At 59.8% G+C, this 21,664-nt stretch carries 20 protein-coding genes; 16 read left to right on the forward strand and 4 right to left on the reverse strand.

The features are described from left to right. Positions 1 to 33: 33 nt before the first annotated feature. The 4 genes from D0B32_RS04540 (at position 34) to D0B32_RS04555 (ending at position 6,417) form a co-directional block, all read left to right on the forward strand. On the forward strand, positions 34 to 3,300 hold the full coding sequence (locus tag D0B32_RS04540; RefSeq protein WP_117332457.1) for a bifunctional diguanylate cyclase/phosphodiesterase: 3,267 nt from the start codon (positions 34 to 36) through the stop codon (positions 3,298 to 3,300). A gap of 77 nt (positions 3,301 to 3,377) precedes the next feature. After that, a complete protein-coding gene (locus D0B32_RS04545) occupies positions 3,378 to 4,085 on the forward strand; it encodes a hypothetical protein (protein WP_117332458.1) in 708 nt (235 codons plus the stop codon). A 217-nt stretch (positions 4,086 to 4,302) separates the two neighbouring features. Next, positions 4,303 to 5,229 (forward strand): polyphosphate kinase 2, encoded by a 927-nt coding sequence (ppk2, locus tag D0B32_RS04550; protein ID WP_117332459.1) that lies wholly within the window; start codon positions 4,303 to 4,305, stop codon positions 5,227 to 5,229. 210 nt (positions 5,230 to 5,439) lie between these two features. Then, positions 5,440 to 6,417: a magnesium and cobalt transport protein CorA gene (locus D0B32_RS04555; RefSeq protein ID WP_117333457.1), complete on the forward strand. Its 978-nt coding sequence runs from the start codon at positions 5,440 to 5,442 to the stop codon at positions 6,415 to 6,417. 20 nt (positions 6,418 to 6,437) lie between these two features. Here D0B32_RS04555 and D0B32_RS04560 read toward each other — a convergent pair whose 3' ends face one another. The 3 genes from D0B32_RS04560 to D0B32_RS32450 all read right to left on the reverse strand — a co-directional run bounded on the left by D0B32_RS04560 (position 6,438) and on the right by D0B32_RS32450 (position 8,128). Next, positions 6,438 to 6,905, reverse strand: a complete 468-nt coding sequence (locus D0B32_RS04560; RefSeq protein WP_117332460.1) for a DUF4440 domain-containing protein — start codon at positions 6,903 to 6,905, stop codon at positions 6,438 to 6,440. A 66-nt stretch (positions 6,906 to 6,971) separates the two neighbouring features. Then, entirely contained in the window at positions 6,972 to 7,889 is a 918-nt protein-coding gene (locus D0B32_RS04565; protein WP_117332461.1) for a helix-turn-helix transcriptional regulator, read from the reverse strand. A 71-nt stretch (positions 7,890 to 7,960) separates the two neighbouring features. After that, positions 7,961 to 8,128: a hypothetical protein gene (locus D0B32_RS32450; protein ID WP_181969709.1), complete on the reverse strand. Its 168-nt coding sequence runs from the start codon at positions 8,126 to 8,128 to the stop codon at positions 7,961 to 7,963. Between D0B32_RS32450 and D0B32_RS04570 the strand changes: the two genes are divergently transcribed. The 10 genes from D0B32_RS04570 to D0B32_RS04615 all read left to right on the forward strand — a co-directional run bounded on the left by D0B32_RS04570 (position 8,127) and on the right by D0B32_RS04615 (position 18,352). Then, positions 8,127 to 9,293, forward strand: a complete 1,167-nt coding sequence (locus D0B32_RS04570; protein WP_117332462.1) for an ABC transporter substrate-binding protein — start codon at positions 8,127 to 8,129, stop codon at positions 9,291 to 9,293. The genes D0B32_RS32450 and D0B32_RS04570 overlap by 2 nt on opposite strands. Next, complete coding sequence (locus D0B32_RS04575) at positions 9,290 to 10,870, forward strand: sugar ABC transporter ATP-binding protein (protein WP_117332463.1); 1,581 nt, start codon at positions 9,290 to 9,292, stop codon at positions 10,868 to 10,870. The genes D0B32_RS04570 and D0B32_RS04575 overlap by 4 nt, the downstream gene beginning before the upstream one ends. Further along, a complete protein-coding gene (locus tag D0B32_RS04580) occupies positions 10,854 to 11,852 on the forward strand; it encodes an ABC transporter permease (protein ID WP_117332464.1) in 999 nt (332 codons plus the stop codon). Before D0B32_RS04575 ends, D0B32_RS04580 begins: the two co-directional genes overlap by 17 nt. Continuing rightward, entirely contained in the window at positions 11,849 to 12,820 is a 972-nt protein-coding gene (locus D0B32_RS04585; protein WP_117332465.1) for an ABC transporter permease, read from the forward strand. The genes D0B32_RS04580 and D0B32_RS04585 overlap by 4 nt, the downstream gene beginning before the upstream one ends. A 28-nt stretch (positions 12,821 to 12,848) precedes the next feature. Continuing rightward, positions 12,849 to 13,919: a 2,3-butanediol dehydrogenase gene (locus D0B32_RS04590; protein WP_117332466.1), complete on the forward strand. Its 1,071-nt coding sequence runs from the start codon at positions 12,849 to 12,851 to the stop codon at positions 13,917 to 13,919. Between the two features lie 17 nt (positions 13,920 to 13,936). Then, positions 13,937 to 14,860, forward strand: coding sequence for an NAD(P)-dependent oxidoreductase (locus D0B32_RS04595; protein WP_117332467.1), 924 nt, complete (start codon positions 13,937 to 13,939; stop codon positions 14,858 to 14,860). Positions 14,861 to 14,897: 37 nt separating this feature from the next. Next, positions 14,898 to 15,182, forward strand: coding sequence for a YciI family protein (locus tag D0B32_RS04600; protein WP_117332468.1), 285 nt, complete (start codon positions 14,898 to 14,900; stop codon positions 15,180 to 15,182). Between the two features lie 67 nt (positions 15,183 to 15,249). Continuing rightward, on the forward strand, positions 15,250 to 16,113 hold the full coding sequence (locus D0B32_RS04605; protein ID WP_117332469.1) for an intradiol ring-cleavage dioxygenase: 864 nt from the start codon (positions 15,250 to 15,252) through the stop codon (positions 16,111 to 16,113). Beyond that, a complete protein-coding gene (locus tag D0B32_RS04610) occupies positions 16,110 to 17,189 on the forward strand; it encodes a maleylacetate reductase (protein WP_117332470.1) in 1,080 nt (359 codons plus the stop codon). The genes D0B32_RS04605 and D0B32_RS04610 overlap by 4 nt, the downstream gene beginning before the upstream one ends. A gap of 95 nt (positions 17,190 to 17,284) precedes the next feature. Then, on the forward strand, positions 17,285 to 18,352 hold the full coding sequence (locus tag D0B32_RS04615) for an SDR family oxidoreductase (protein WP_117332471.1): 1,068 nt from the start codon (positions 17,285 to 17,287) through the stop codon (positions 18,350 to 18,352). Positions 18,353 to 18,395: 43 nt separating this feature from the next. Here the strand turns inward: D0B32_RS04615 and D0B32_RS04620 are convergent, their stop codons facing one another. After that, a complete protein-coding gene (locus D0B32_RS04620; protein ID WP_117332472.1) occupies positions 18,396 to 20,105 on the reverse strand; it encodes an extracellular solute-binding protein in 1,710 nt (569 codons plus the stop codon). Between the two features lie 188 nt (positions 20,106 to 20,293). Between D0B32_RS04620 and D0B32_RS04625 the strand changes: the two genes are divergently transcribed. Continuing rightward, the gene (locus D0B32_RS04625; protein WP_310591179.1) at positions 20,294 to 20,602 is read left to right on the forward strand and encodes a YciI family protein; all 309 of its coding nucleotides are present in this window, start codon (positions 20,294 to 20,296) and stop codon (positions 20,600 to 20,602) included. Positions 20,603 to 20,637: 35 nt separating this feature from the next. Continuing rightward, a complete protein-coding gene (locus D0B32_RS04630) occupies positions 20,638 to 21,612 on the forward strand; it encodes a zinc-binding dehydrogenase (protein ID WP_117332474.1) in 975 nt (324 codons plus the stop codon). Positions 21,613 to 21,664 lie beyond the last annotated feature (52 nt).

A 21,664-nucleotide genomic window follows, 5' to 3' on the forward strand; every position in this document is an offset into this window, starting at 1 on the left:
ATTCCCTACGGAAGGGAAAAATTAGGGTGGTCTATGTCGAAACAGCCTTTCAATCGCCCGCGCATTCTTAAGCCGAAAAACAACTCGAAGACGCTGAACGCCGAACCATCACGCAGTATTCGCAGAGCAGCCGGGTCCATTCTGGCCGCCTTACTCATCCTGGCGGCCATCGCGGGAAATACGATTCTTGCTGTTCGCCAGACGTATGAGCAGAACAACGCGCTGCGCGCGCTCCAGGCATCCAGCAGACTGAAGCAGGACCTCGACAATCTTCAGCAGACGTTGCTCGACGAGAACGGCGAACTCTACACGCTCATTGGCACGAAGGCCTTCTATAAGCGCGCGTCGTACGTCTTTCCCCTTCAGGCGTTATTTGCGCTGACCCGTGACGCGCGAGACGCGTGCAATCGAAGGACAGTGTGCTTATCGGAACTGGATGACCTCGACGGGATGATCCGCCTCCTTGGCAGCCGAAGCGATGCGCTGTACAGGCGCGCGACCGAGCATCCCAATACAGTGAGCCTGGGCGACGCGGGATTTAGCGAAATCGATGCGTATTTTTATAGTGTCCTCGAGCATGTACTCGAGGTGAGGATGCAGGCGGACGCGACTACCGACACAACCGTTAGTCGATCATCAAAGGATGCAAAGTCCGTTTCCGCCGCACTGCTCATTTGCGCGCTAACTGCCGCGATCATGTTGCTCGTGCTGATTTTTCGTAATTCCCGGACTGCACACAAATTGCGAGCGGCACTTCAGCAGGCCGACCGTGCAAGAGCGAAATATCAAAGATTTTTCGATGAGCATCCTTTGCCAATCTGCCTTGTTGATGACGCTTCGTTGTCCATCATCGCAGCGAACCGCGCAGCGCAAACCACGTTCGGCTATTCGGAAGCGGAATTGCTCAGCATGTCGTTGAGCGACGTCCATTCACCGGATGAACATGTTCGATTCAACGCGGCGAGGAAACAGCATCGGGAGGGTGGCAGCGAGGTAACGCATCCACTCGGTGTCTGGCTCTATCAGACCAGACTCGGCAAGCGCCTCTCGATGGACGTCTATCATCTGAGCCTTGAGGATGCAGGTCATCGGGTGACCCTGTCGGTGATGGTGGACGTGACGCTCATGACGATCGCCCGGGCTGAACTATTCAAATCGAAGCAGACGCTGGAATACGTCCTTGATCACGTTCCGCAAGGCATCGCCTGGAAAGACGCAAGCCATCGTTATGTGGGTGGCAATGCAATCTACGCGAGGGACGCGGGTCTGGCGTCCAAACAGGCGTTGATCGGGCTGAGCGACTACGACCTCAAATGGGGAGATGATCCCGACGAAGTCAGGTTCGAAGACGTTGGTGTCATGGCAGGCACGCGAACGTGGAAGCATCTGGAACGCAAGGTGACCGCCGTGGATGGTTCGGAAGTCTGGATTTCAGAAACCAAGCTTCCGTTGGCAGATCAGAGCGGCGCAGTGATCGGCGTGCTTAGAGCGTATGAAAACATCAGCGCGCGCCGACACGCCGAGGTCGCGCTACGACTGCAGAGCAGGGCACTGGAAGCCAGCATCAATGGCATCATCATCGCAGAAGTGCGTGGTAGTCAGCACGTCATCATGTTTGCCAACAGCGCATTTGAACGCATCACCGGCTATGCGCTGGCCGAGGTATTGAATGCCGATTGCGAAGCGCTCTTTTGCCTGAACGGGGAGCCCGAGAAATGGAGCGTGGTGAGGCGGGCACTGGCGGACAATTCGGAAGCAAATGCCACGTTGCTTTGTACGAGAAAGGGCGGGGAACGTTTCTGGAACAACATTCTGGTGGCACCCGTGCGTGATGACGAAGGTAAGGTCACGCATCATATTGGCGTGATGAGCGATGTCTCCGCGCTCGTTGAATACCAGCAGCGTCTGGAGCATCAGGCACGCTACGATTCACTGACGCAACTACCCAACCGCACGCTGCTCGATGAGCGACTGGCGCAAACCATTTCGCGTGCGTTCGAGTCTGGCGGCCAGGTCTCAGTACTTTTCCTCGACCTCGATCGCTTCAAGGAGGTCAACGATTCACTGGGTCATCGTGTCGGCGATGCACTGCTTGCGCGCGTCGCGAAACGGCTGCAGCAACTCGTACGCACGACTGACCTCGTCGCCCGATACGGAGGCGACGAATTCATCATCGTCGCCGAACACGCGAACACGGAGCAACTGGTTCCCATGCTCGACCGGATTGTCGCGGCGATGTCTGAACCGTTCCAGATGGGGGTCCAGGAACTGTACGTGGAGGCAAGCATTGGTGTCAGCACGTATCCTCAGGACGGCCTGGATGCCGATACGCTGATACGAAACGCCGATGCGGCGATGTATCTTGCCAAGGCGCATGGCCGTAACGGCTACAAGTTCTATCACGCGGAGCTCAATGTCGCGGCTGCCGAGAGACTGCAACTTTCGACACGATTGAGGCGCGCAGTCAAATCCGAGATGCTCCAACTGGCGTATCAACCTCAAGTCGACATGACGACAGGCCGCATCTTCGGCGCGGAAGCGCTGCTGCGCTGGAACGACCCGGATCTGGGCGTCGTCTCTCCCGCGGCGTTTATTCCGGTTGCAGAAGAGAGCGGCTTGATCCAGGTAATCGGCGAATGGGTGCTCCGAACTGCCTGTAGCCAGGCCAAAGCCTGGCTCGACCAGGGCCTGCCGCCAATCCGGATTTCGGTGAATGTATCGCCGCTACAGTTGGAGCGCTCGGACCTGGTGTCGGTCGTGAAGGCAGCCTTGCGCGACGCTCAGTTGCCGGCCAGTAGTCTTGAACTCGAGGTAACGGAAGGGGCGTTGATGCGGAACGCCGACGAGATCGCGCGCACACTTCGCGAGTTGCGTACTCTGGGTGTGACGATCGCCATCGATGATTTTGGCACCGGCTATTCCAGCCTTAGCTATCTGAAGCGCTTTAGCGTTGACCGCATCAAGATAGACCGCGCGTTCGTTCGGGACATTGGTAGCGATGAGGAGTTCGAAGCGCTTACGCTGGCAGTAATAGGGATCGCCAAAGCGTTGAAGTTCGATGTGCTCGCCGAGGGTGTCGAACTCGACGTTCATCGGCAGTTTTTGATTGCGCACGATTGCATCGAGGGCCAAGGCTTTCTGTATAGCCCTGCCGTTACCGACGAAAAACTTTCCAGAATGCTCGAACAGCAGTCTCAAACAACCATCCGTGATTCTGCCGAAGCCGAGTTGGAAGCCGGGTGGGCGAATCAGGCATTAAACGAAGTGGCAAACGGTGGCGTGTTGCCGCATGTTGTGTAACCTGCTCCGCACAATAGAATCGGACGCTCGCTTCGCGTAGTATGACTGCCTGATGACAGGTCTACGCGAGGACTGCCATGACTGATAGTCCGATGGAGTCGTACCGTAAGGACGAGTGGAGTGAGCTTCTTCTACTCGTGATGAAGACGGCGCTTGCGGTGGCGCATGAGCTTGGATTGCCGCCAGACGGCACGCTCGATTGCGCGGCGAGACGTCTACACTTCCATGATTTCGCCTGGTTTGCTTCGGCAATGCAGGGTGCCTCGCGCGCTTACGCCTGCTGCGAGCGCAGCACTAACATCTCCGCAGTCGAAGTTGCCTACATCAATACACTCGCAGCACATCTAAAGAACAACAGAAATGTGCTTTCCAGCGTGCCGACGCTTTCTGCCTCCGCCCGTCGTAGTCAAGTTGAAGCGCCCGCCACGGCATTCGAAAAAGTGGCAAAAGCCCTCGCTGCCTTAAAGGACGATATCCAGCGAGAGTTTTCGCAGAGCAGTTCGTCCGGCAGTTCGGCGCCGCGTGACGCATCGGGATTTGCGAGGGCACTGGTGGCGATAATGGGTGGCGGCGCTAACAATGACGCCTACGGCAGGGCGCTCGCCGCTGTATTACGCGTGCGATTTGCTGTGGATGGCGATGTCGCCGCTGAAAATGTCGACATTACCGGAAGCCGGCCAGGCTACGACGCACACGTGATGCACGAACCGCCGCTCGTTTCGCGGGATGGCTGGACGCAACGGGTCAAGGACGCGATTCGCCATCCAAACGTGCTGCACAAGTAAGTCATCGCTAAACGGGCGCGTTGGACGTTGGGCGTGGCCGTATCGAACGCCCTGGTTAGCAAACGCAGCGGTGCCCTTGCTCACCTCGTTCGCTGGGTTCAAATTCTTCGAGTTATTCGTCTGAGTAATCTGAATGCCATCTTGCAGTCGGATGATTGTCCCGGCGACGCGGCCACGAGGGGCGCGCGCAACCCCCGCGTTGCTCAGGAGAATCGCAATGGCCGAGACCCAGAATACCCTTGACACCGAATCGCTCGAGGAGCGGCAGCGTCGCTTCCAGGCAGATCTCATCGATGCGTACGACGAAGAGCTTGAACTGGAGGTGGACGATCGTCGCCAGGACGGTATTGCAACACCGGATGACGACGCACGCGTGTCGAGGAAACACTATTTTCGTGAGCTTTTCCGGTTGCAGGGTGAACTGGTAAAACTGCAGGACTGGGTTCAGCACACGGGTCACCGGATGGTCGTGATCTTTGAGGGACGCGATGCGGCGGGAAAGGGCGGTGTAATCAAGCGAATCACACAGCGTCTGAATCCGCGCGTATGTCGGGTCACCGCGCTTCCCGCGCCCAATGACCGGGAACGGACCCAATGGTATTTTCAGCGCTATGTGCAGCATTTGCCCGCGGCCGGCGAGATCGTACTGTTCGATCGCAGTTGGTACAACCGCGCGGGCGTAGAACGGGTCATGGGTTTCTGCACCGATGAGCAGTACGAGGAGTTTTTTCGTTCGGTCCCTGAGTTCGAGCGCATGCTGGTTCGCAGCGGCATCCAGGTGATCAAGTACTGGTTCTCTATTACGGACGACGAACAGGAAATGCGCTTCCAGGCGCGGATTCAAGACCCGCTGAAGCAATGGAAGCTGAGTCCGATGGATCTGGAAAGCCGGCGCCGCTGGGAGCAATACACCCACGTGAAGGAAGTCATGCTGGAGCGCTCACATATTCCGGAAGCGCCGTGGTGGGTCGTACATGCCGTCGACAAAAAGCGCGCACGACTGAACTGCATCACACATTTGCTAAGCCAGGTTCCCTATACCGAGATCGAGCACCCGGCGGTCGAGTTTCCTGCGCGTGTTCACAACGCGGAATACATTCGCCACCCCGTGCCTGCGGCGATGATGGTTCCGGAAGTATTCTAGGAACGCAGCAGCAAGGGTTCCATCCTCAATGCACAAAGGACAGCCGCGCTTTGGCTCGACTGTCCTTTGTCACTTATCGCGTTGCCAGATCATTCCTGCCTGGAAGAGGGCCGTTAGCATGAACTGCCACACATCAACGACAGATCGACCGCGCGGCAGTGCGCGGAATTCCCAGCTTTGTCGCAGGTCGTCGCCGAGGTGTATTGGACCATGCTGATCAATTGCGCTGCGTATCATGACGGCCGGAAACTCGCCGATATCGAAGTGGCTTCGATTAGTGAATACCTGGCGAAGCCTGGATGTTTCGTTTGGGTCGCGCTAAAGGATCCCGAGGTTGAGGAACTCGACGCGATGCAGCAGCAGTTCGGGCTGCACGAACTGGCTGTCGAGGGGGTGCGGATTGGCCACCAGCCTCCAAAGATCGAAGAGTATGGAGAGTCGCTGTTTGCGGTGATGCATCCGCTGACCATAGAGGACGACCGCGAACTACTCGCGGGTGAGATCAGTGTGTTCGTTGGCCCGAACTATGTGCTGTCGGTACGCCGCCGGACCGATCAGGGTTTTCGTGAGGTGCGCGCGCGTTGTGAGCGCGAACCGGACAGACTCAAGGATGGCTCGGCGTTCGTGCTCTACGCGCTGGCCGATCACGTCGTAGATTGCTATTTCCCGGTACTGGAAGCACTCGGCACCGAAATCGATGAGATCGAAGAGCGCATTTTCCAGAAGCAAAGCCTTGCAGCATCGCGCGCCATCATTGAAAGCATGTACTCGCTCAAGCGCCGGCTGGTGCTATTCCAGCATCACGTTCAACCGTTTCATGAGGGCGTCGGCAAACTGACAGGCGGACGCGTGCCAAAAGTATGCGCCGGGATGCAGGCCTACTTTCGTGACCTGTTCGATCATCTTGACCGGATCGTGCGAATCACCGAGGCGCGTCGCGAAATGGTCGTGACCGCGGTTCAGGTCAACCTCGGGATGATTTCGCTGGCGGAAAGCGAAGTAACCAAACGACTGGGCTCGTTCGCGGCTCTGTTCGCCGTGCCGACCATGATTGCCGGCATCTATGGAATGAATTTCCAGGAGATTCCCGAATTGCATTGGCAGTTCGGCTATCCCGCCGTCATTGCGGTGATGGTCACGATCGACCTGTTTCTTTTCTGGCGCTTCAGGAAAGCCGGTTGGATGTGAGGCGCCCCCACGCCGCCGCCTCACTCCTGCGCGGGATAGGCGATATAACGAATGATCTTCCAGCTACCATCGGGCTGACGGCCGAATACATCGAGCCCGGTCTCATCATTCGATTGCTGCTTGCCATTCAGGGTAGTGGTCGATATCCACGTCAGGCGCACGATGGCGAGCTTCCCGGAGACGATGATCTCCTTGATCTTGAGGTCGTAACGTAGCGATTGCGTCGTGTCGGCTAGCGCACGATGAAGACGCGCACAGAGCATCGGGTAGGTCCGCTCGGGTGCGCCATAGAAGTCGTAGCGAAGCTCGGGCGCGAACAGGTCGCAGATATGGGCTGCGCGTCGCGCATTGAAATCGTCCCGCCACTGGGTCAAGGCAGAGCGAATGGCGCTGGCGGGATCCTTGTCAGCTTCCGCCGCATTCAGCGCACAGGGGAGTGCGGCGAGAGCAAGCATGGTCGTGGCTGTGCGGAGTATCGGTCGAATCATTCGTGCCTCTCGCGTATGAATGTCGCGCACATGTTCGACGCCTGGTCTCCGGTACTCCGCTCGCCATCACCCCTTCCTGCCAGCCGACACGCGAGGCTTGCGAAACGTGTCGAGCACCGTGGCCGCTTCGAATGGCTTTTCCGCCGTGCGCGAACTCTTCATCAGGGCTTCGATACGCTGCGCCGTGTCCGTTGACGGCGCCGGCGTGTAGATCATGATCCTCATCCCAGGCGCATCGGGCACTTCGAGCGATAGCGCATCGAGTTCCAGCACACCGGCCACCGGATGCTGAATCACCTTGCGCCAGTCGCTGCGTTTGAGCACTTCATGCTCCGCCCACCAGCGGCAGAAATCCGCGTCGGTGTCGGTCAATTCTTCAACCAGGTCCCGGAGAAACACTTCGCCGGACGGACGCAGGATGTAGTCGCCGCGAAACTGCGCGAGTACGCATTTTGCGTAGGCGTCCCAACCATGAAACAGCGAACGCGCGCCTTCCTGCTGAAAGGTGAACCACAGCAGATTGCAACGCCCCGCGGGCATCTTGCGAAAATCGGTAAACACCTTCACGGCCGCGTCGTTCCACGTGACGTAGTTCCAGTTACCGTCCACCACGTACGCAGGCATGTTGCCCAGTTGATCGAGCATGCGACGCACGGTGTCAGTCACGTTCTGGGCGATGGGATACGGTCCCGGCGGCGTGTAATGATTGGCGAGTTCGAACAGATGCGTGCGTTCATGCGTCGAGAGCTTGAGTGCATTCGCCAGGCTCTCAATCGTCTTGAACGACACGTTGACCTCGCGACCCTGTTCCAGCCACGCATACCAGGTGACGCTGATGCCGGCGCGTTCGGCCACTTCTTCGCGCCGTAGACCGGGCGTCTTCCTGCGATTGCCTGCCGGGAAGTCGATGTCTTCAGGCCGCAGCCGCGCGCGGCGCGTCCGCAAAAAATCAGCCAGTTCGTTCAACCGTTGCTGCTTTTCCATTCCGCGTCTCCGAGAACTCTCCCTATTACTGCCATTACTAGTAATGGCAGTTGCTAGATGCACCGTCCTATTCATGCCACATTTGCGCCGTCGGCCAGGTGTTCATTGTTTTGCGGCGGCAGCGCCTGATTATAGATCGCGCTCCGAACCAGCGTATTGCTGCACGTGCAGCAGGCGCTCATGCCGCGCCGCGATGCCAAAACCTGGCGACGACCAAAAACATTCACGGAGACATACATGCGTCGCTTGATTCACTTCACACGTGCGAGCGTTCCGACGGCCGCAGTTGCGCTCGCAGTTGCACTATTTCTTCCGGCGCTCAGTGCGCATGCCGATTACACCGGCGCGCCGCGCACCTTCCTGTTCAATCCGGCCGTGCAGATTCCGTTCTCGGACACGGCCAAATTCAAAAAGAAGCCACCGTACGTGATCGGCTTCGCCAACGCGGGCCTCGGCGATAGCTGGCGTGTTGTGATGCAGCATTCGCTGGAGAAGGCCGCGTCCGAGCACGCCGATGTGATCAAGCAGCTCATCATCACCAACGGCAACATGGACGATGCGAAGCAGGCTGCGGACATTCAGGATCTGATTTCACGCGGCGTCGATTTGCTGATCGTCAGCGCGAACACCCAGAAGGCGCTCGATCCCGTCGTGACGCGCGCGATGAAGCAGGGTATCCCCGTAGTCATGGTGGACCGGCGCATTTCATCGGATAACTTCGTGTCCTTCGTGACGGGATCGGATGCGATGATGGGCCGCGTGTGGGCGCAATGGATCGTCGAGAAACTGCATGGCAAGGGCAACGTCATCATGCTGGCCGGCCAGGCAGGATCGAGCGTGAGCGCCGATCGTGAAGCCGCTGCGCACGAAGTGTTCTCGCAGTATCCGGGTATCAAGGTGCTCGACACGGTGTACTCGGACTGGAGCCCCGTGAAGGCCAAGCAGCAGATGCAGGCGATGATTGCGAAGTATGGCCACAACATTAACGCCGTGTGGTGTGCGCACGGTCTGCCGGTTGCGGGCTCCATTGACGCGTTCCTCGCGGCGGGCTTCAAGGCTGGCGAAATTCCGCCGCACACCACCGCCGATCTGAATGGTCCGCTACAACTCGCCTTGCAGTACAAGATTCCGATGCTCGAAATCGGCTACCCGCCTTCGATGGGAAGCACCTCGATCGACGTCGCATTGAAAGTGCTGAATGGCGAACCGCTGCCCAAGATCTACGAGATCAGCCCGCAGATTGCGTTGACCCGTGGCGACGAAACGGCGTCGGTGCCGCATCCCGACCAGTACATCGACCAGATCGTGGATGCCAAGGGACCGCCGGATGAACTCATCGACGGTGGCATGGGACCGGGTTACAACCCGTCCACGTTCAAGGTCAAGCTGCCGGGGGAAAAATGAGCGGCCAGCCAACCGTCACTTCTGCCGCACATGAAAAAACAGTAGGAGACCTGATCGAAGTACTGCAGGTGACCAAACGCTTTCCGGGCGTCAAGAGTCTCGATGCGGTCTCGTTTGGCGTGCGCGCGGGGGAAATCCATGCGCTCGTCGGCGAAAACGGTGCGGGCAAATCCACGCTCATGAAGGTCATGGCGGGCGCCTATCTGCCCGACGAAGGCGAGATTCGCTTCGACGGGCAGCCTGTGCAATGGAAGTCGGCGGCGGATGCGAAGCGGCGCGGTATTCACGTGATCTATCAGGAGCTGGTGCTGTTTCCGCAATCGAGCGTGGCCGAAAACATCTTTGCCGGTGCCGAGCCGCGCTCCCGTCTCGGCACGGTGGACCATCGCGAGATGAACCGCCGCGCGCAGACCTTGCTTTCCGAACTCGGCGTCCAACTCGATCCACGCGAACGGGTAGGCAATCTGTCCGTCGCGGATCAGCAAATGGTCGAGATCGCGAAAGCGATGGCCGCGGAGACCCGCGTGCTCGTGCTCGATGAACCAACCGCCGTGATCGCCGGCAAGGAAGTGCAATTGTTGTTCGAGCGGGTGCGTCTGCTGCGCGACAAAGGCGTGGCGATCATCTACATCTCGCACCGGCTCGAAGAGATTTTCGCGCTTTGCGATCGCGTGACGGTGATGAAAGACGGCCGCAAGGTGGGTACGCAAGCGGTCAGCGAGACGACCCGCGAGGGGCTCGTACGCATGATGGTGGGGCGCGAAATGAGCGAGATCTATCCGCCCAAGGCACGGCTTTCGAACGATGTGCCCACGCTGCTCGCGGTAGAAGGATTGCAGGTCGGCAACCGTGTGTTCGATGCCTCGCTGACAGTTCGGGCCGGCGAGATCGTCGGGCTGGCGGGCATGGTGGGCTCGGGGCGCACGGAGCTGGCGTCGGGCATCTTCGGCGCGATGCGCGCGGAGCGCGGCACGGTGGAAGTGCGCGGCGCGCGCCGCAAGCGCATGACACCGAATGCTGCGATCCGGCTCGGACTGGGTTTCGTCACCGAAGATCGCAAATCACAAGGTCTGCTGATGTATCTGAACGTTGCGCAAAACGTGACCGCAACGACGCTCCAGCGCGTTTCGCGCTTCGGCCTGTTGCGTGCCGGTGCCGAGCGTGATGCGGGTGCGAGCGCGATCAAGGAGTATGGCATCGCCGGTGCACGGCCCGGCGGCAGCGTGGCCACGCTTTCGGGCGGCAATCAGCAGAAAGTTTTGATCAGCCGTTGGGTGCGCGTGTGCAACAGCGTGCTGATTCTCGATGAACCCACGCGCGGCGTGGATGTCGGCGCGAAAGCGGAAATCTATCGGGTAATGCGGCAACTGACGGCACGCGGTCTTGGCATCCTGATGATCAGTTCCGAACTACAGGAAGTGATCGGCATGTCGGATCGTGTGCTCGTGATGCGCGAAGGACGCATTGCCGGTGAGGTCGACGGTGACCAGATGACCGAGCACGACATCATGCGGCTGGCGACGGGCGCGCAGTCCCAGTCCCCGGCACAAGGAGGCGAACATGCTTTCGCCCACTAACACCAGCACCGGCAACGCGAACAGCACCAGCGGTAATCTGTTCAGGCATCACATCGCGCCGAATGGTGCGGCCTACGTGGTAGGCGCGCTGCTGCTCGTCCTGCTGATTGCAGGCGCCTTCGTGAGCGACCGGTTTGCGACGTTACCGAATCTGCTCAACGTGCATCAACAGGCAACCGGTCTCGCCATCGTTGCGCTTGGACAAACCCTCACCATTCTCACGGGTGGCATCGACCTGTCGGTCGGTTCGCTGATTAGCGTAACCGCCACGCTGACTTCTGGCCTTGCCGACAATCCATACGGCGGCTGGGGTACAGCGATCGCCGCCGTTATCGTGCTGTCGTGCGCCGTGGGCTTCGCGAATGGCTTGCTGGTGCTCTGGCTGCGCGTTCATCCGCTGATCGTGACCTTGGGCATGGGCGCCGTGCTGCAAGGCGCGATTCTCTACTACTCCACCGGGCCGGCCGGTAACGTGCCCGACGGTTTCGATTCACTCGCGTATGGCCGTTATGCGGGTGTTCCCATCACGGCGACGCTGGTCGTGCTGCTTTACTTCGCCGTGTCGTTTTTCATGCGTCATTTCAGACTCGGACGCTACGTGTACATGGTCGGCGACGACGAACATGCGGCAACCCTCACGGGCATTCCGCGCGCCCGCGTGATCCTGTTCGTCTATGTTTTCTCGGCGCTCTGCGCGGGGCTGACGGGTATCTATCTGGCCGCGCAGTTCGGCTCCGGGCAGCCGTATCTCGGTGCGAATTACACGCTTGCCTCGATCACGCCGGTTGTCGTGGGCGGGACGGTGCTTAGCGGTGGCCGGGGCGGGGTGATCGGCACGTTGATCGGCGTTTATCTGCTGAGCCTGCTGAACAATCTGATCAACTTCGCGGGCATCCCTTCACACTATCAATTGGTCATTCAGGGCGCGGCGATCATCGCGGCGGTGTCGGTGAATCTGCAACGCAAGCGGGGGACGGCATGAACTCAGTCGTATCGAAACGCCGCCCGCCCATTGCACGCATGCTCTCGACGGACCTCCTCAGACGCTACGGCATCTTCCTGTTCCTCGTGCTGCTCGTCGCGGTGTCGGGCGTGTTGTCGCCGACGTTCCTGCGCATCGACAACGTCGTGAACATGCTGGTGCAGTTCGCGCCACTCGGTATCGTCGTCATCGGCCAGGTGTTCGTGATTCTGGTGGGTGGGCTCGATCTCTCAGTGGCCTCGGTGATGGCAACGGCTGCAGTCATCGCCACCGCCTTCGATGGCACGGATGCCTCGGCACCGGCGATCTTCGGTGCGACGCTGGTCATGTGCATCTGCGCCGGGTTGTTGAACGGCCTGCTCGTGACGAAGCGTCAGGTTTCGCCGTTCCTTGCCACGTTCGCCACCGCCGTGGTGCTGCAGGGCATTCGCTTCGCCTACACGCAGGGTTCGCCCTCGGGCAACGTGCCACCGCTCTTTCACGTCATGGGCACCGGTTCGCTTGGCGGGGTGCCGGTGAGCGTGCTGATGCTGGCGGTGTGCGCGGTCGTCTTTGGCGTACTGCTGCAATTTTCGACTTTCGGCCGACGCGTCTACATGGTGGGCGGCAATGCCGAGTCGGCCCGGCTGGTCGGTGTGAGCCCCGATTTCGTGCGCATTGTCTGCTACGTGATCAGCGCGTTGCTCGCGGGCCTCGCCGGTCTCGCGCTGTCTGGCTATGTGGGGATCGTCGATAACTGGGTGGGCCGCGGTTTCGAACTCGATTCGATCGTCGCTGCGGTGATGGGCGGACTTGCGCTGTCCGGTGGACGCGGCTCGTTACCCGGCGGCCTGGCAGGCGCGGCGATTCTCGTCATCGTTTTCAACATCGTGTTGCTGATCGGCATGCCGGTGCAGGCTCAGATCATCGTCAAGGGCGTCATCATCATTGGGGCGTCGGCGTGCTATGTGACCCGCCGGCTTCGCTGAATCGGCCCTGTAAACAAGGAGTCAATCCATGAGAGCTGTTCGTTTCCATTGTGCTCACGATATTCGCGTCGAGAATGTGCCCGATCCGAGCGGAATGGGCGCCAACCAGATGATCGTCAAGCCAATGTGGTGCGGCATCTGCGGAACCGATCTGCACGAATACCAGGCCGGACCGATTGTCGTGCCGACCGAACCGCACGCGCTCACCGGCGCAAAAGCGCCGCAAGTGCTGGGGCACGAATTCAGCGCGGAAGTGATCGAGGTGGGCAAGGACGTCAAGAACGTCCAGGCCGGCGACCGCATTTCGGTGATGCCGCTCGCCTCCTGCGGTCAATGCTATTACTGCGCACGCGGCATGCGACACCTTTGCTCGAAGATGGGCTGCGTGGGGTTGAGTTGGGACGGCGGCGGCATGGCCGAATATACGGTGCTCAACGACTATCACGCGAACAGGCTGCCCGACACCGTCAGCGACAAGCAGGGCGCGCTGATCGAGCCGGCTGCGGTGGCGCTCTATGCCGTGGACCGCGGCGGTGTCACGGTAGGCTCGACGGTGCTTATCACGGGTGCCGGCCCGATCGGTGTGCTCGCCGCGCTGGCCTGTCATGCGGCGGGCGCGACGAAAATCTTCGTGAGCGATCCGAACCCTGCGCGCGCCGCGAAAATGGCCGGATTCGGCGTGGCGAGCGAGATCTTCGATCCAACGGATGGAGAGTTGCCGCAAAAGATCCGCGATCTGACCGAAGGAGTGGGCGTGGATGTTGCTATTGAGTGTGCAGGGAATCAGCACGCGCTCAATGCCTGCGTGGATGCGGTGCGGTCCGCAGGCGCAGTCGTTCAGGCCGGTCTGCATGTGGGCAGCGCGAGTGTCGATCCCATGAAGTGGTCGCTGAAGGACATTCGCATTGAAGGCACATGGTGCTATCCGGTCACGATCTGGCCGCGCATCATCGGCATGATCGCCAACGGGAAATTTCCGGTGGAGAAGCTCATTCACGATCTGATCGATGCCGACGATGTTGTCGCAAAGGGCTTCGACGTGTTGAGCGACAAAGGCAGCGACAAGATGAAAATCCTCATCAATCCGCAGATGCGTTAAAGGACCCGGAGACTTGCATGACTGATACAGGCACGCAGCACACGAATAACACGCAAGACAAGCCCACGATCGGCTGGATAGGCCTCGGCAAGATGGGCACCCCGATTGTTTCGAATCTGCTCAAGGCGGCTTTCGACGTGACGGTGTACGACGTCGATCCGCGTCACGTCGAAGCGCTGGTGCAACAGGGCGCGCGGGCGTCCTCGGATATCGCCAGCCTCGCCGCGGCCACCGAGCTGATCTTTTCGATCATCCCGGACGATGCCGTACTCCAGAAGGTCGCGCTGGGCCCGCAAGGCGTCATCGCCAATGCGCGCAACGGTGCCGTATACGTGGACATGAGCACGGTCTCGCCGGCGGTTTCTTCCACCGTACGTGATGCCGCCCGTGAACGTCATATCGACTTCATCGCCGCGCCGGTTTCCGGCAGCACGGTGCTGGCCGAAAAGGCGCAACTGACCGTATTCGCTTCCGGCCCCGAGGCCGCGTTTCAACGAGCCCAGCCGGTTTTCGCGGCGCTTTCCGCGCGCCAGTACTACGTTGGAGCGGATCAGCAGGCGCGCTATCTGAAGCTCGCTATCAATCATCTGGTCGGTTCAACCGCCGTGCTGCTGGCTGAAGCGTTGACCCTCGGAAAAAAGGGCGGGCTCGACTGGGTCGAGATGCTGACGGTGATCGGCGATAGCGTGGCCGCTTCGCCGCTCGTCAAATACAAACTCGAGCCGCTCAAGCAGCGGGACTTCTCGCCGGCATTTTCATCGAAGCAGATGTTGAAGGATATGTCGCTCGTGGTCGAGGCTGGCCGCGATGCAGGTGTGCCAATGGCCGCCGCTGCACTCGTCCAGCAGCAATTCGAGCACTATGCGAGCGGCGACGGCGCGGAACTCGATTTCTTCTCGATCGTGCGCGCGGTGGAAGCCGCCTCGGGCATCGAAAGTTGACTGCATTTTCACCTTACGTTTTTTTTCTGGAACCATCATGCATTTCACTGTGTATTGCCTGGATCACGACAACATGGTCGAACGCCGGCTCGAGCATTACGAGGCCCACAAGGCGTATCTCGCGACTTCGCCGTTGAAGATGGTGATGTCCGGTCCGCTGCTGGCCAGCGATCAGCAAACGATGATCGGTAGTTTCTTTCTCTATGAAGCCGACGATATCGCCGATGTGATGAGTTTCAACAAGGCGGACCCGTTCAACGAAGCCGGCATCTGGCGCACGGTGGATATCCGGCCATTCCTGAAGCGGGTCGATAACCGGTAACAAGCCATAGACGACGGATAAACGACCGATAAACCCTGCGAATCCCAGACGAAACGAAACGACGGGTATGCGAAATCTCGACGAACACACGATTACCGAAGCGGTTCTGGCGCGCCATGAACATGCGCCCGACAAACGGCTCAAGACGATTGTCACCAGTCTCGTGCGCCATCTGCATGCCTTCGCACGCGAGGTGAACCTGACCGAAGCCGAATGGGAGCAGGGTATCCGTTTCCTGACCGACATCGGTCACATCACCGATGACAAGCGCCAGGAGTTCATCCTGCTGTCCGACACGCTGGGGCTGTCGATGCTCGTCACCGCAATGGCGAACCGCAAGCCGCCGGGTTGCACGGAAGCGACCGTATTCGGCCCGTTCTTCGTCGAGGACGCACCGGCCTATCAAAACGGCGACGACGTAGCGAACGGCGCGCATGGCGAGCCCTGTTTCGTCGCGGGCTCGGTCAAGGGGCCGGACGGAGAAGCAGTGGGCGGTGCGCGCATCGAAGTGTGGCAGGCCGACGCCGACGGCTTCTATGACGTGCAGCATGCCGGCGATGACGCGCATCGCGCGCGGGGCGTCCTGCAGAGCCTCGCTGATGGGCGCTTTCACTTTCGTTCGATCGTTGCCGAGCCCTATCCGATTCCGCACGACGGGCCGGTGGGGAAAATGCTCACGGCGCTCGGCCGCCATCCGTGGCGGCCAGCACATCTGCATTTCATGATCACGGCGCCGGGCTACGAGAGGCTCGTGACGCACGTGTTTCGCGACGGCGATCCGTACCTGGACTCGGATGCCGTATTCGGTGTGCGTTCTTCGCTCGTCGCAAAGTGGCTACGGCACGAAGCAGGCATGGCGCCGGATGGAACGCAGATGCAGACACCGTTCAGCACGCTCGAATTCGACTTCGTTCTGAATCGCGCAACATGAAACCGTTCACCTACAACAGCCGTCCGGCGCGCATCGTATTTGGCGCAGGTTCGCTGGAGCGTCTCGGCGAAGAACTCGACGAACTGGGCATTCGCCGCGCACTCGTGTTGTCGACCCCCGAGCAGCGCTTCCTTGCCGACCGTGTTCGCAAACTGGCTGGCGAGCGTTGCGTCGGTGTATTCGACGGCGCGGTGATGCACGTACCGGTGGCCACCGCGCAGGCCGGCGTGGACGCCGCTCGCGAGGCCGATGCCGATGGCCTGATCGCAGCGGGTGGCGGCTCGACACTCGGACTCGCGAAGGCGATTGCGCTCGAAACGTCGTTGCCTATCGTCGCGGTTCCGACCACGTATGCGGGGTCCGAGGTCACACCGATCTACGGCATGACGGCGGGCAACGAAAAAAAGACGGGCAAAAGCTATCGCGTGTTGCCGCGCACCGTGATCTACGATGCGAGCCTCACACTCACGCTGCCCGCCGGATTGACCGCAACCAGCGGTCTGAATGCGATTGCACACGCAGCAGAGGGGCTCTACGCACAGGACGCCAATCCGGTGATGTCGATGTTCGCCGAAGAGGGCATTGGCAGTCTGGCCCGCGCGCTGCCGCTCGTTTGCGCGCGTCCTGACGATCTCGCCGCGCGCGAGACCGCTCAGTACGGCGCGTGGCTGTGCGGAACCGTACTTGGCGGCGTGGGCATGGCCCTTCATCACAAGCTGTGCCATACGCTGGGCGGCTCGTTCAATCTGCCCCACGCCGAAACGCATGCCGTGATCCTGCCGTATGCGATGGCATTCAATCTGCCCTCGGCACCCGAAGCGTTGCAGCGGCTTGGTCGTGCGTTAGGCGTCGCGGATCCGGCTACCTGTCTGCACGAACTTGGTCGGCAACTTGGGGCACCTGCTTCGCTCGAGACACTTGGCCTCAAGGCAGACCAGCTCGACCACGCGGCTGAGATGGCCATGCGGTCGCCGTACTGGAACCCGCGGCCGCTTTCCTATGACGCGGTGCGCCGTTTGCTGCAATTAGCGTTTGACGGCGTGCGTCCGGACCTTGCTTCCTTCAATGGCATTTAAAGCAATTCGCTGGAGACGCGTTCAACCCACGGGCAATCGTCGGTCGTAGAGCCAGCCCGTGTCGACAGGCATTTACTTTTGTGACTATCAATCTTATGGAAAACCGGGCACTTATCATTGGCGCAAGCGGAATTGTCGGCAGCAATCTGGCTGATCAATTGCTCTCCACCGGCTGGACTGTTGCGGGTCTTTCACGCGGCCGCACTGCATTGTCACCGGCCATCGAACCCATCACCGCCGATCTGACTTCCGCCACCTCCGTCAATGAGGCGCTTGCGGGAAAGTCCTTCACACACGTGTTTTTTACCGCATGGGCACGCCAGGCCACGGAACGGGAAAACATTCGCGTGAACGGGGGCATGGTGTCGAACGTACTGGATGCGGTAGGGTCCTCGGGCACCGTGTCACACGCGGCGCTCGTCACCGGCCTGAAGCATTACCTCGGGCCGTTCGAAGCCTATGCGACCGGCGCCGTACCCATTACGCCGTTTCGTGAGGAACAGGGTCGTCAGGCGGTGGAGAATTTCTATTACGAGCAGGAAGACCGCTTGTTCGATGCCGCGCGACGCTATGGTTTTAGCTGGAGTGTGCATCGTCCGCATACGATCATCGGCTACGCGATCGGCAACGCGATGAACATGGGCGTCACGCTCGCCGTTTACGCGACGCTTTGCAAACAGACAGGCCAACCGTTCGTATTCCCTGGTTCCGAAGCGCAATGGAACAGCCTGACCGACATGACCGATGCGCGGCTGCTGGCGCGTCATCTGGAATGGGCGGCCACCTCGGTCAATGCGCGCAACGAAGACTTCAACGTAGTCAATGGCGACGTGTTTCGCTGGAAATGGCTTTGGTCGGAAATTGCGGGCTACTTTGGCATCGAGGCGGCTCCGTTCGACGGTGAAGTTCGACCGCTCGAAACGCGTATGCAGAACGCCGGCAAGGAATGGTCGGATATTTCAGCGCGGTTCAATCTGAAGGAAACGGACATCGGCAAGCTGGCGTCATGGTGGCACACGGACGCCGATCTTGGCCGCCCTATGGAAGTGCTCACGGATATGACGAAGAGCCGCAAGGCGGGGTTCCTCGATTATCAGAGCACGCCGGATGCATTCTTTGCGCTGTTCGACCGGCTCAAGGCCGAGCGGATCATTCCGCAATGATGAGGTGAGCCGCTGCGTCCAGCGCGGCGGCTCGGCCTAAGCCCTACGGCTGCGACAACACGGAATCCAGCACCGCCTGGATTCGCTCATGTGCGGATGACAGCGCGTTTTCGTGCGATGTCAGGCCGCACAACGCGTTATGGATCTCGACCCCCAGAATTTCTTCGATGTGTGTATAAACGGGCGTGAGCGGGCGCATCGAGTTGCAGATGAGACCGTTGCGCGCCATGTCGTCGACGAAGCTAACAAGCATTGAGACGACCTTCAGGTCAGGATCCGAGTTCACGCTAAAGCGCGGTGCAATGGGTAAATCGTATTTGGCGCTGGACTTCATCGCCTCGGACGAGGTCATCCACCTGATCGCCTGTTGAGCGAGCGCCGCGCGTGCCGGAGGCAGGTTGCGTGGCACCGCCAGAACGAAGCCGCCAAGCGGCACCGAGCGGCGTACGCCAAGAAGGTTAGGGTGCGGGAGGATCTTGATCTTCCCTTTAACCTTGGACTGCAAATCGAGTTCGAGTCGCGCGGCACGCATCGACCACGCGTAACAGAGCGCCGCGTGCCCGGACATGAATTCCGCAAGGCTGTCCTCCCAATCGAAGGCGAGGGTGTCGGGAGGCGATACGGCAAGAAGCTGCTGCATGAAGGCAAGCGTGGCGTGTGCCGGCTTTTCGTCGAGGCAGCAGCGGGTGCCTTGTGGGCGGGAACGTCGCGATCGGATTCCGGTGCCGGGTTCATCATGGGCGATGACTGCGCCACCGTGCGCATTCAAAAGAAACATGAACGCGCTGGCGATAGGCATCCCTTTAGCGCCGTTCCAGGCAAGTCCATACTGTCCACGCTTGGGGCGATGCAATCGACGGGCGACGGCAAGCAGTTCCTTTAGCGTTGTCGGGTACGGCAGCGCGTTTTCTTCGAAAATGTCCCTTCGCGCAAGCAGTGATTCAACCGTCACATACAACGGCAAACCGAAGAGACGGTCCGCGTAAGTGACGCACTCCAACGCCGCGGGATGGAAGTCGCCGAGATTGCTCGACAGTTCACGCACGTCGATGTCGAGCGGCGCAATCAGATCCTTTTGCGCAAACTCCGCCAACCAGGGATAGTTTAACGTGATGATGTCGAATTCGGACTCATCCCTTGCGCCATTCGACAAAGCCGTCTCGTACATTTCCTGCATCGGCGTGAGCTGAAAGTCCTCGCTTCTTCCCGCATTGGCGCGGAAGTCGATCCACAGGTTGCGCAGCGCAGCAAAGTAATTGTCGTCATGAAACAGGAAGCGAAGCCGTCTGGTTGCGCCACCGTGCGAGGTCGGCAAATCCGTGGGTGGTAGCGAGCGCTCGATAAATCCTCTCGGCTCGCCGAAGTAGTACTGGTCCGAGTTCTGGCTGTCATCACGTTGGCCGACTAGCGTCGCAACCAGAGACTTGACGTGACTGACCAGTGACCTGAAGGCGTCGAGCAGCTTCTCGCTGGGTCGCAACGAATGCGATTTGCCCGTTGGCGACGCCGGCGCGACATCGATCAGGCCTTGCTCGATCAAGCCGTTGATGCGGCGGTGCGCCGTGCCATACGTCAGACCGGACACCCTGATGAGATCCGATATGGACACGTCCTTTTCCTGCAACCTGGCCGTGACGAGATAACTCGTTATCGCCCAGTCGGAGTCTTGCGACATACCCGGAATTTCCAGGTTGAATGGCGCCCTCGTACTCTCGATGAATTCAATGATCCTCAGAAATTCCTGGTCGTTCATTCACGTGCTTGCTGGTGTTTTCCCTGGCTTCGGGCAGTTTGCGCACAAACGAGGCGGAATGCGCACCCTAAGTGTCCATTCTGGATGACTTGCCAATTGGTGTCCAGAACGACAGTCACTAGACTGGTCGAGAAGCGAAACCCTCGTGCCCTGCGTGTGATGTTCAGGACGTGCCGCGTGGCACGACTGTGATTATTCAGGAGAAGCAAATGCATTTCATCGTTCATTGTCTCGATCACGAAGATGCGCTGCAGCGTCGGCTCTCAAACTACGAGGCGCATAAGGAATACCTCTCCAAAGCAAAGGTGCGCTCGGTTATTTCAGGGCCACTGGTTTCCGATGATGGGCAAACCATGATTGGCAGCTGTTTCCTGCTCGAAGCGGAAAGCAAGGAAGACGTGATCGACTTCAATCGCAACGACCCATTCAATGCCGCGGGCGTGTGGCGGCAAGTCGACATCCACGCTTTTCTCAAGCGCGTCGACAATCGGAGCTAGCCGGCTTTATCCACTCAAACAATCCGGAGACTTGCATGAAAGCGCTCGTATTTGAAGCTCCAGGAACACCGGTCGTGAGAGACGTACCGGTTCCGCGCATCAAGGATACTGAAGTACTGGTTCGTACCCGTGCGGTTGGAATTTGCCACTCCGACTATGAGCTGCTCGGCGGTCGATACATCATCCCGGTGTCGTATCCGGTCACACCGGGCCACGAGTGGTGTGGCGAGATCGTGGAAGTAGGCAAGTCAGTTTCGGGGCTCAAGACCGGCGACCGGGTGGTAGGCGAGTGCGTGGTGGAAACGCCCGAGCGTCTTCACCATTTTGGTTTTTCGATGGACGGTGCGGACCGTGAGTACTTTGCGGCCCAGCCCGAGTGGCTGCACAAGCTGCCGCCGCAACTCGACGATACGACCGGCTCGCTGATCGAACCGTTTACCTGCGGGTATTACGCGGTGATGCGTGCGGGCGGCACCAACGCCAGCGAGACCGTGGTGGTATCGGGCGGCGGCACGATCGGGCTTTGTTCCGCTGCTGCTGCGGTTGGCATGGGTGCACGCGTCATCCTGATCGACCCGGTTGCCCGGCGTCGTGAGGCCGCGCTCAAGCTCGGCGTGGAGTGCGTGCTGGAACCGTCGGACGACATCGTCGAACAGGTGCGGGCACTCACGGGTGGCAAAGGTGCGGAAGTCGTCATCGAAGCATCGGGACACGACGCGTCGCTCGGCAAAGTGTTTGAGTTTGCTGCGGAAGAGGGACGCGTCTCGATGGTCGGTATCAGCATCGACCGCATGGTCACGTCCAATCTCGGTCAGATCCAGATGCGCAACCTCACCATTCACGGGTGCATTGGCTCCCCCGGCGTCTGGCCGGCGGCCATCCGCTTTCTCGAGAAGACCGGCATCGACCTGTCGCCCGTGCAGACCCATCGCTTCGATCTCAAGGATGCCGTAGCTGCGCTCAAGGTCGCGCCCAGCGAATGCATCAAGGTAACGCTGACTAATGACTGATGCTCGACGCGTTTGCGCGTTTGCGGTGACGCTGCTGGAACCCGGGAAGCTA

It is taken from the genome of Paraburkholderia sp. DHOC27 (assembly GCF_003429005.1).
Lineage (GTDB): Bacteria > Pseudomonadota > Gammaproteobacteria > Burkholderiales > Burkholderiaceae > Paraburkholderia.

Bases quoted from the DNA above. Each gene is read 5' to 3' on its own strand.
- D0B32_RS04540 (WP_117332457.1), top strand. From the start codon at position 34: ATGTCGAAACAGCCTTTCAATCGCCCGCGCATTCTTAAGCCGAAAAAC.
- D0B32_RS04555 (WP_117333457.1), top strand. From the start codon at position 5,440: ATGCTGATCAATTGCGCTGCGTATCATGACGGCCGGAAACTCGCCGAT.
- ppk2 (WP_117332459.1), top strand. From the start codon at position 4,303: ATGGCCGAGACCCAGAATACCCTTGACACCGAATCGCTCGAGGAGCGG.
- D0B32_RS32450 (WP_181969709.1), bottom strand. From the start codon at position 8,128: ATGTATGTCTCCGTGAATGTTTTTGGTCGTCGCCAGGTTTTGGCATCG.
- D0B32_RS04615 (WP_117332471.1), top strand. From the start codon at position 17,285: ATGGAAAACCGGGCACTTATCATTGGCGCAAGCGGAATTGTCGGCAGC.
- D0B32_RS04600 (WP_117332468.1), top strand. From the start codon at position 14,898: ATGCATTTCACTGTGTATTGCCTGGATCACGACAACATGGTCGAACGC.
- D0B32_RS04605 (WP_117332469.1), top strand. From the start codon at position 15,250: ATGCGAAATCTCGACGAACACACGATTACCGAAGCGGTTCTGGCGCGC.
- D0B32_RS04570 (WP_117332462.1), top strand. From the start codon at position 8,127: ATGCGTCGCTTGATTCACTTCACACGTGCGAGCGTTCCGACGGCCGCA.
- D0B32_RS04565 (WP_117332461.1), bottom strand. From the start codon at position 7,889: ATGGAAAAGCAGCAACGGTTGAACGAACTGGCTGATTTTTTGCGGACG.
- D0B32_RS04560 (WP_117332460.1), bottom strand. From the start codon at position 6,905: ATGATTCGACCGATACTCCGCACAGCCACGACCATGCTTGCTCTCGCC.
- D0B32_RS04595 (WP_117332467.1), top strand. From the start codon at position 13,937: ATGACTGATACAGGCACGCAGCACACGAATAACACGCAAGACAAGCCC.
- D0B32_RS04585 (WP_117332465.1), top strand. From the start codon at position 11,849: ATGAACTCAGTCGTATCGAAACGCCGCCCGCCCATTGCACGCATGCTC.
- D0B32_RS04630 (WP_117332474.1), top strand. From the start codon at position 20,638: ATGAAAGCGCTCGTATTTGAAGCTCCAGGAACACCGGTCGTGAGAGAC.
- D0B32_RS04620 (WP_117332472.1), bottom strand. From the start codon at position 20,105: ATGAACGACCAGGAATTTCTGAGGATCATTGAATTCATCGAGAGTACG.
- D0B32_RS04590 (WP_117332466.1), top strand. From the start codon at position 12,849: ATGAGAGCTGTTCGTTTCCATTGTGCTCACGATATTCGCGTCGAGAAT.
- D0B32_RS04575 (WP_117332463.1), top strand. From the start codon at position 9,290: ATGAGCGGCCAGCCAACCGTCACTTCTGCCGCACATGAAAAAACAGTA.
- D0B32_RS04545 (WP_117332458.1), top strand. From the start codon at position 3,378: ATGACTGATAGTCCGATGGAGTCGTACCGTAAGGACGAGTGGAGTGAG.
- D0B32_RS04580 (WP_117332464.1), top strand. From the start codon at position 10,854: ATGCTTTCGCCCACTAACACCAGCACCGGCAACGCGAACAGCACCAGC.
- D0B32_RS04610 (WP_117332470.1), top strand. From the start codon at position 16,110: ATGAAACCGTTCACCTACAACAGCCGTCCGGCGCGCATCGTATTTGGC.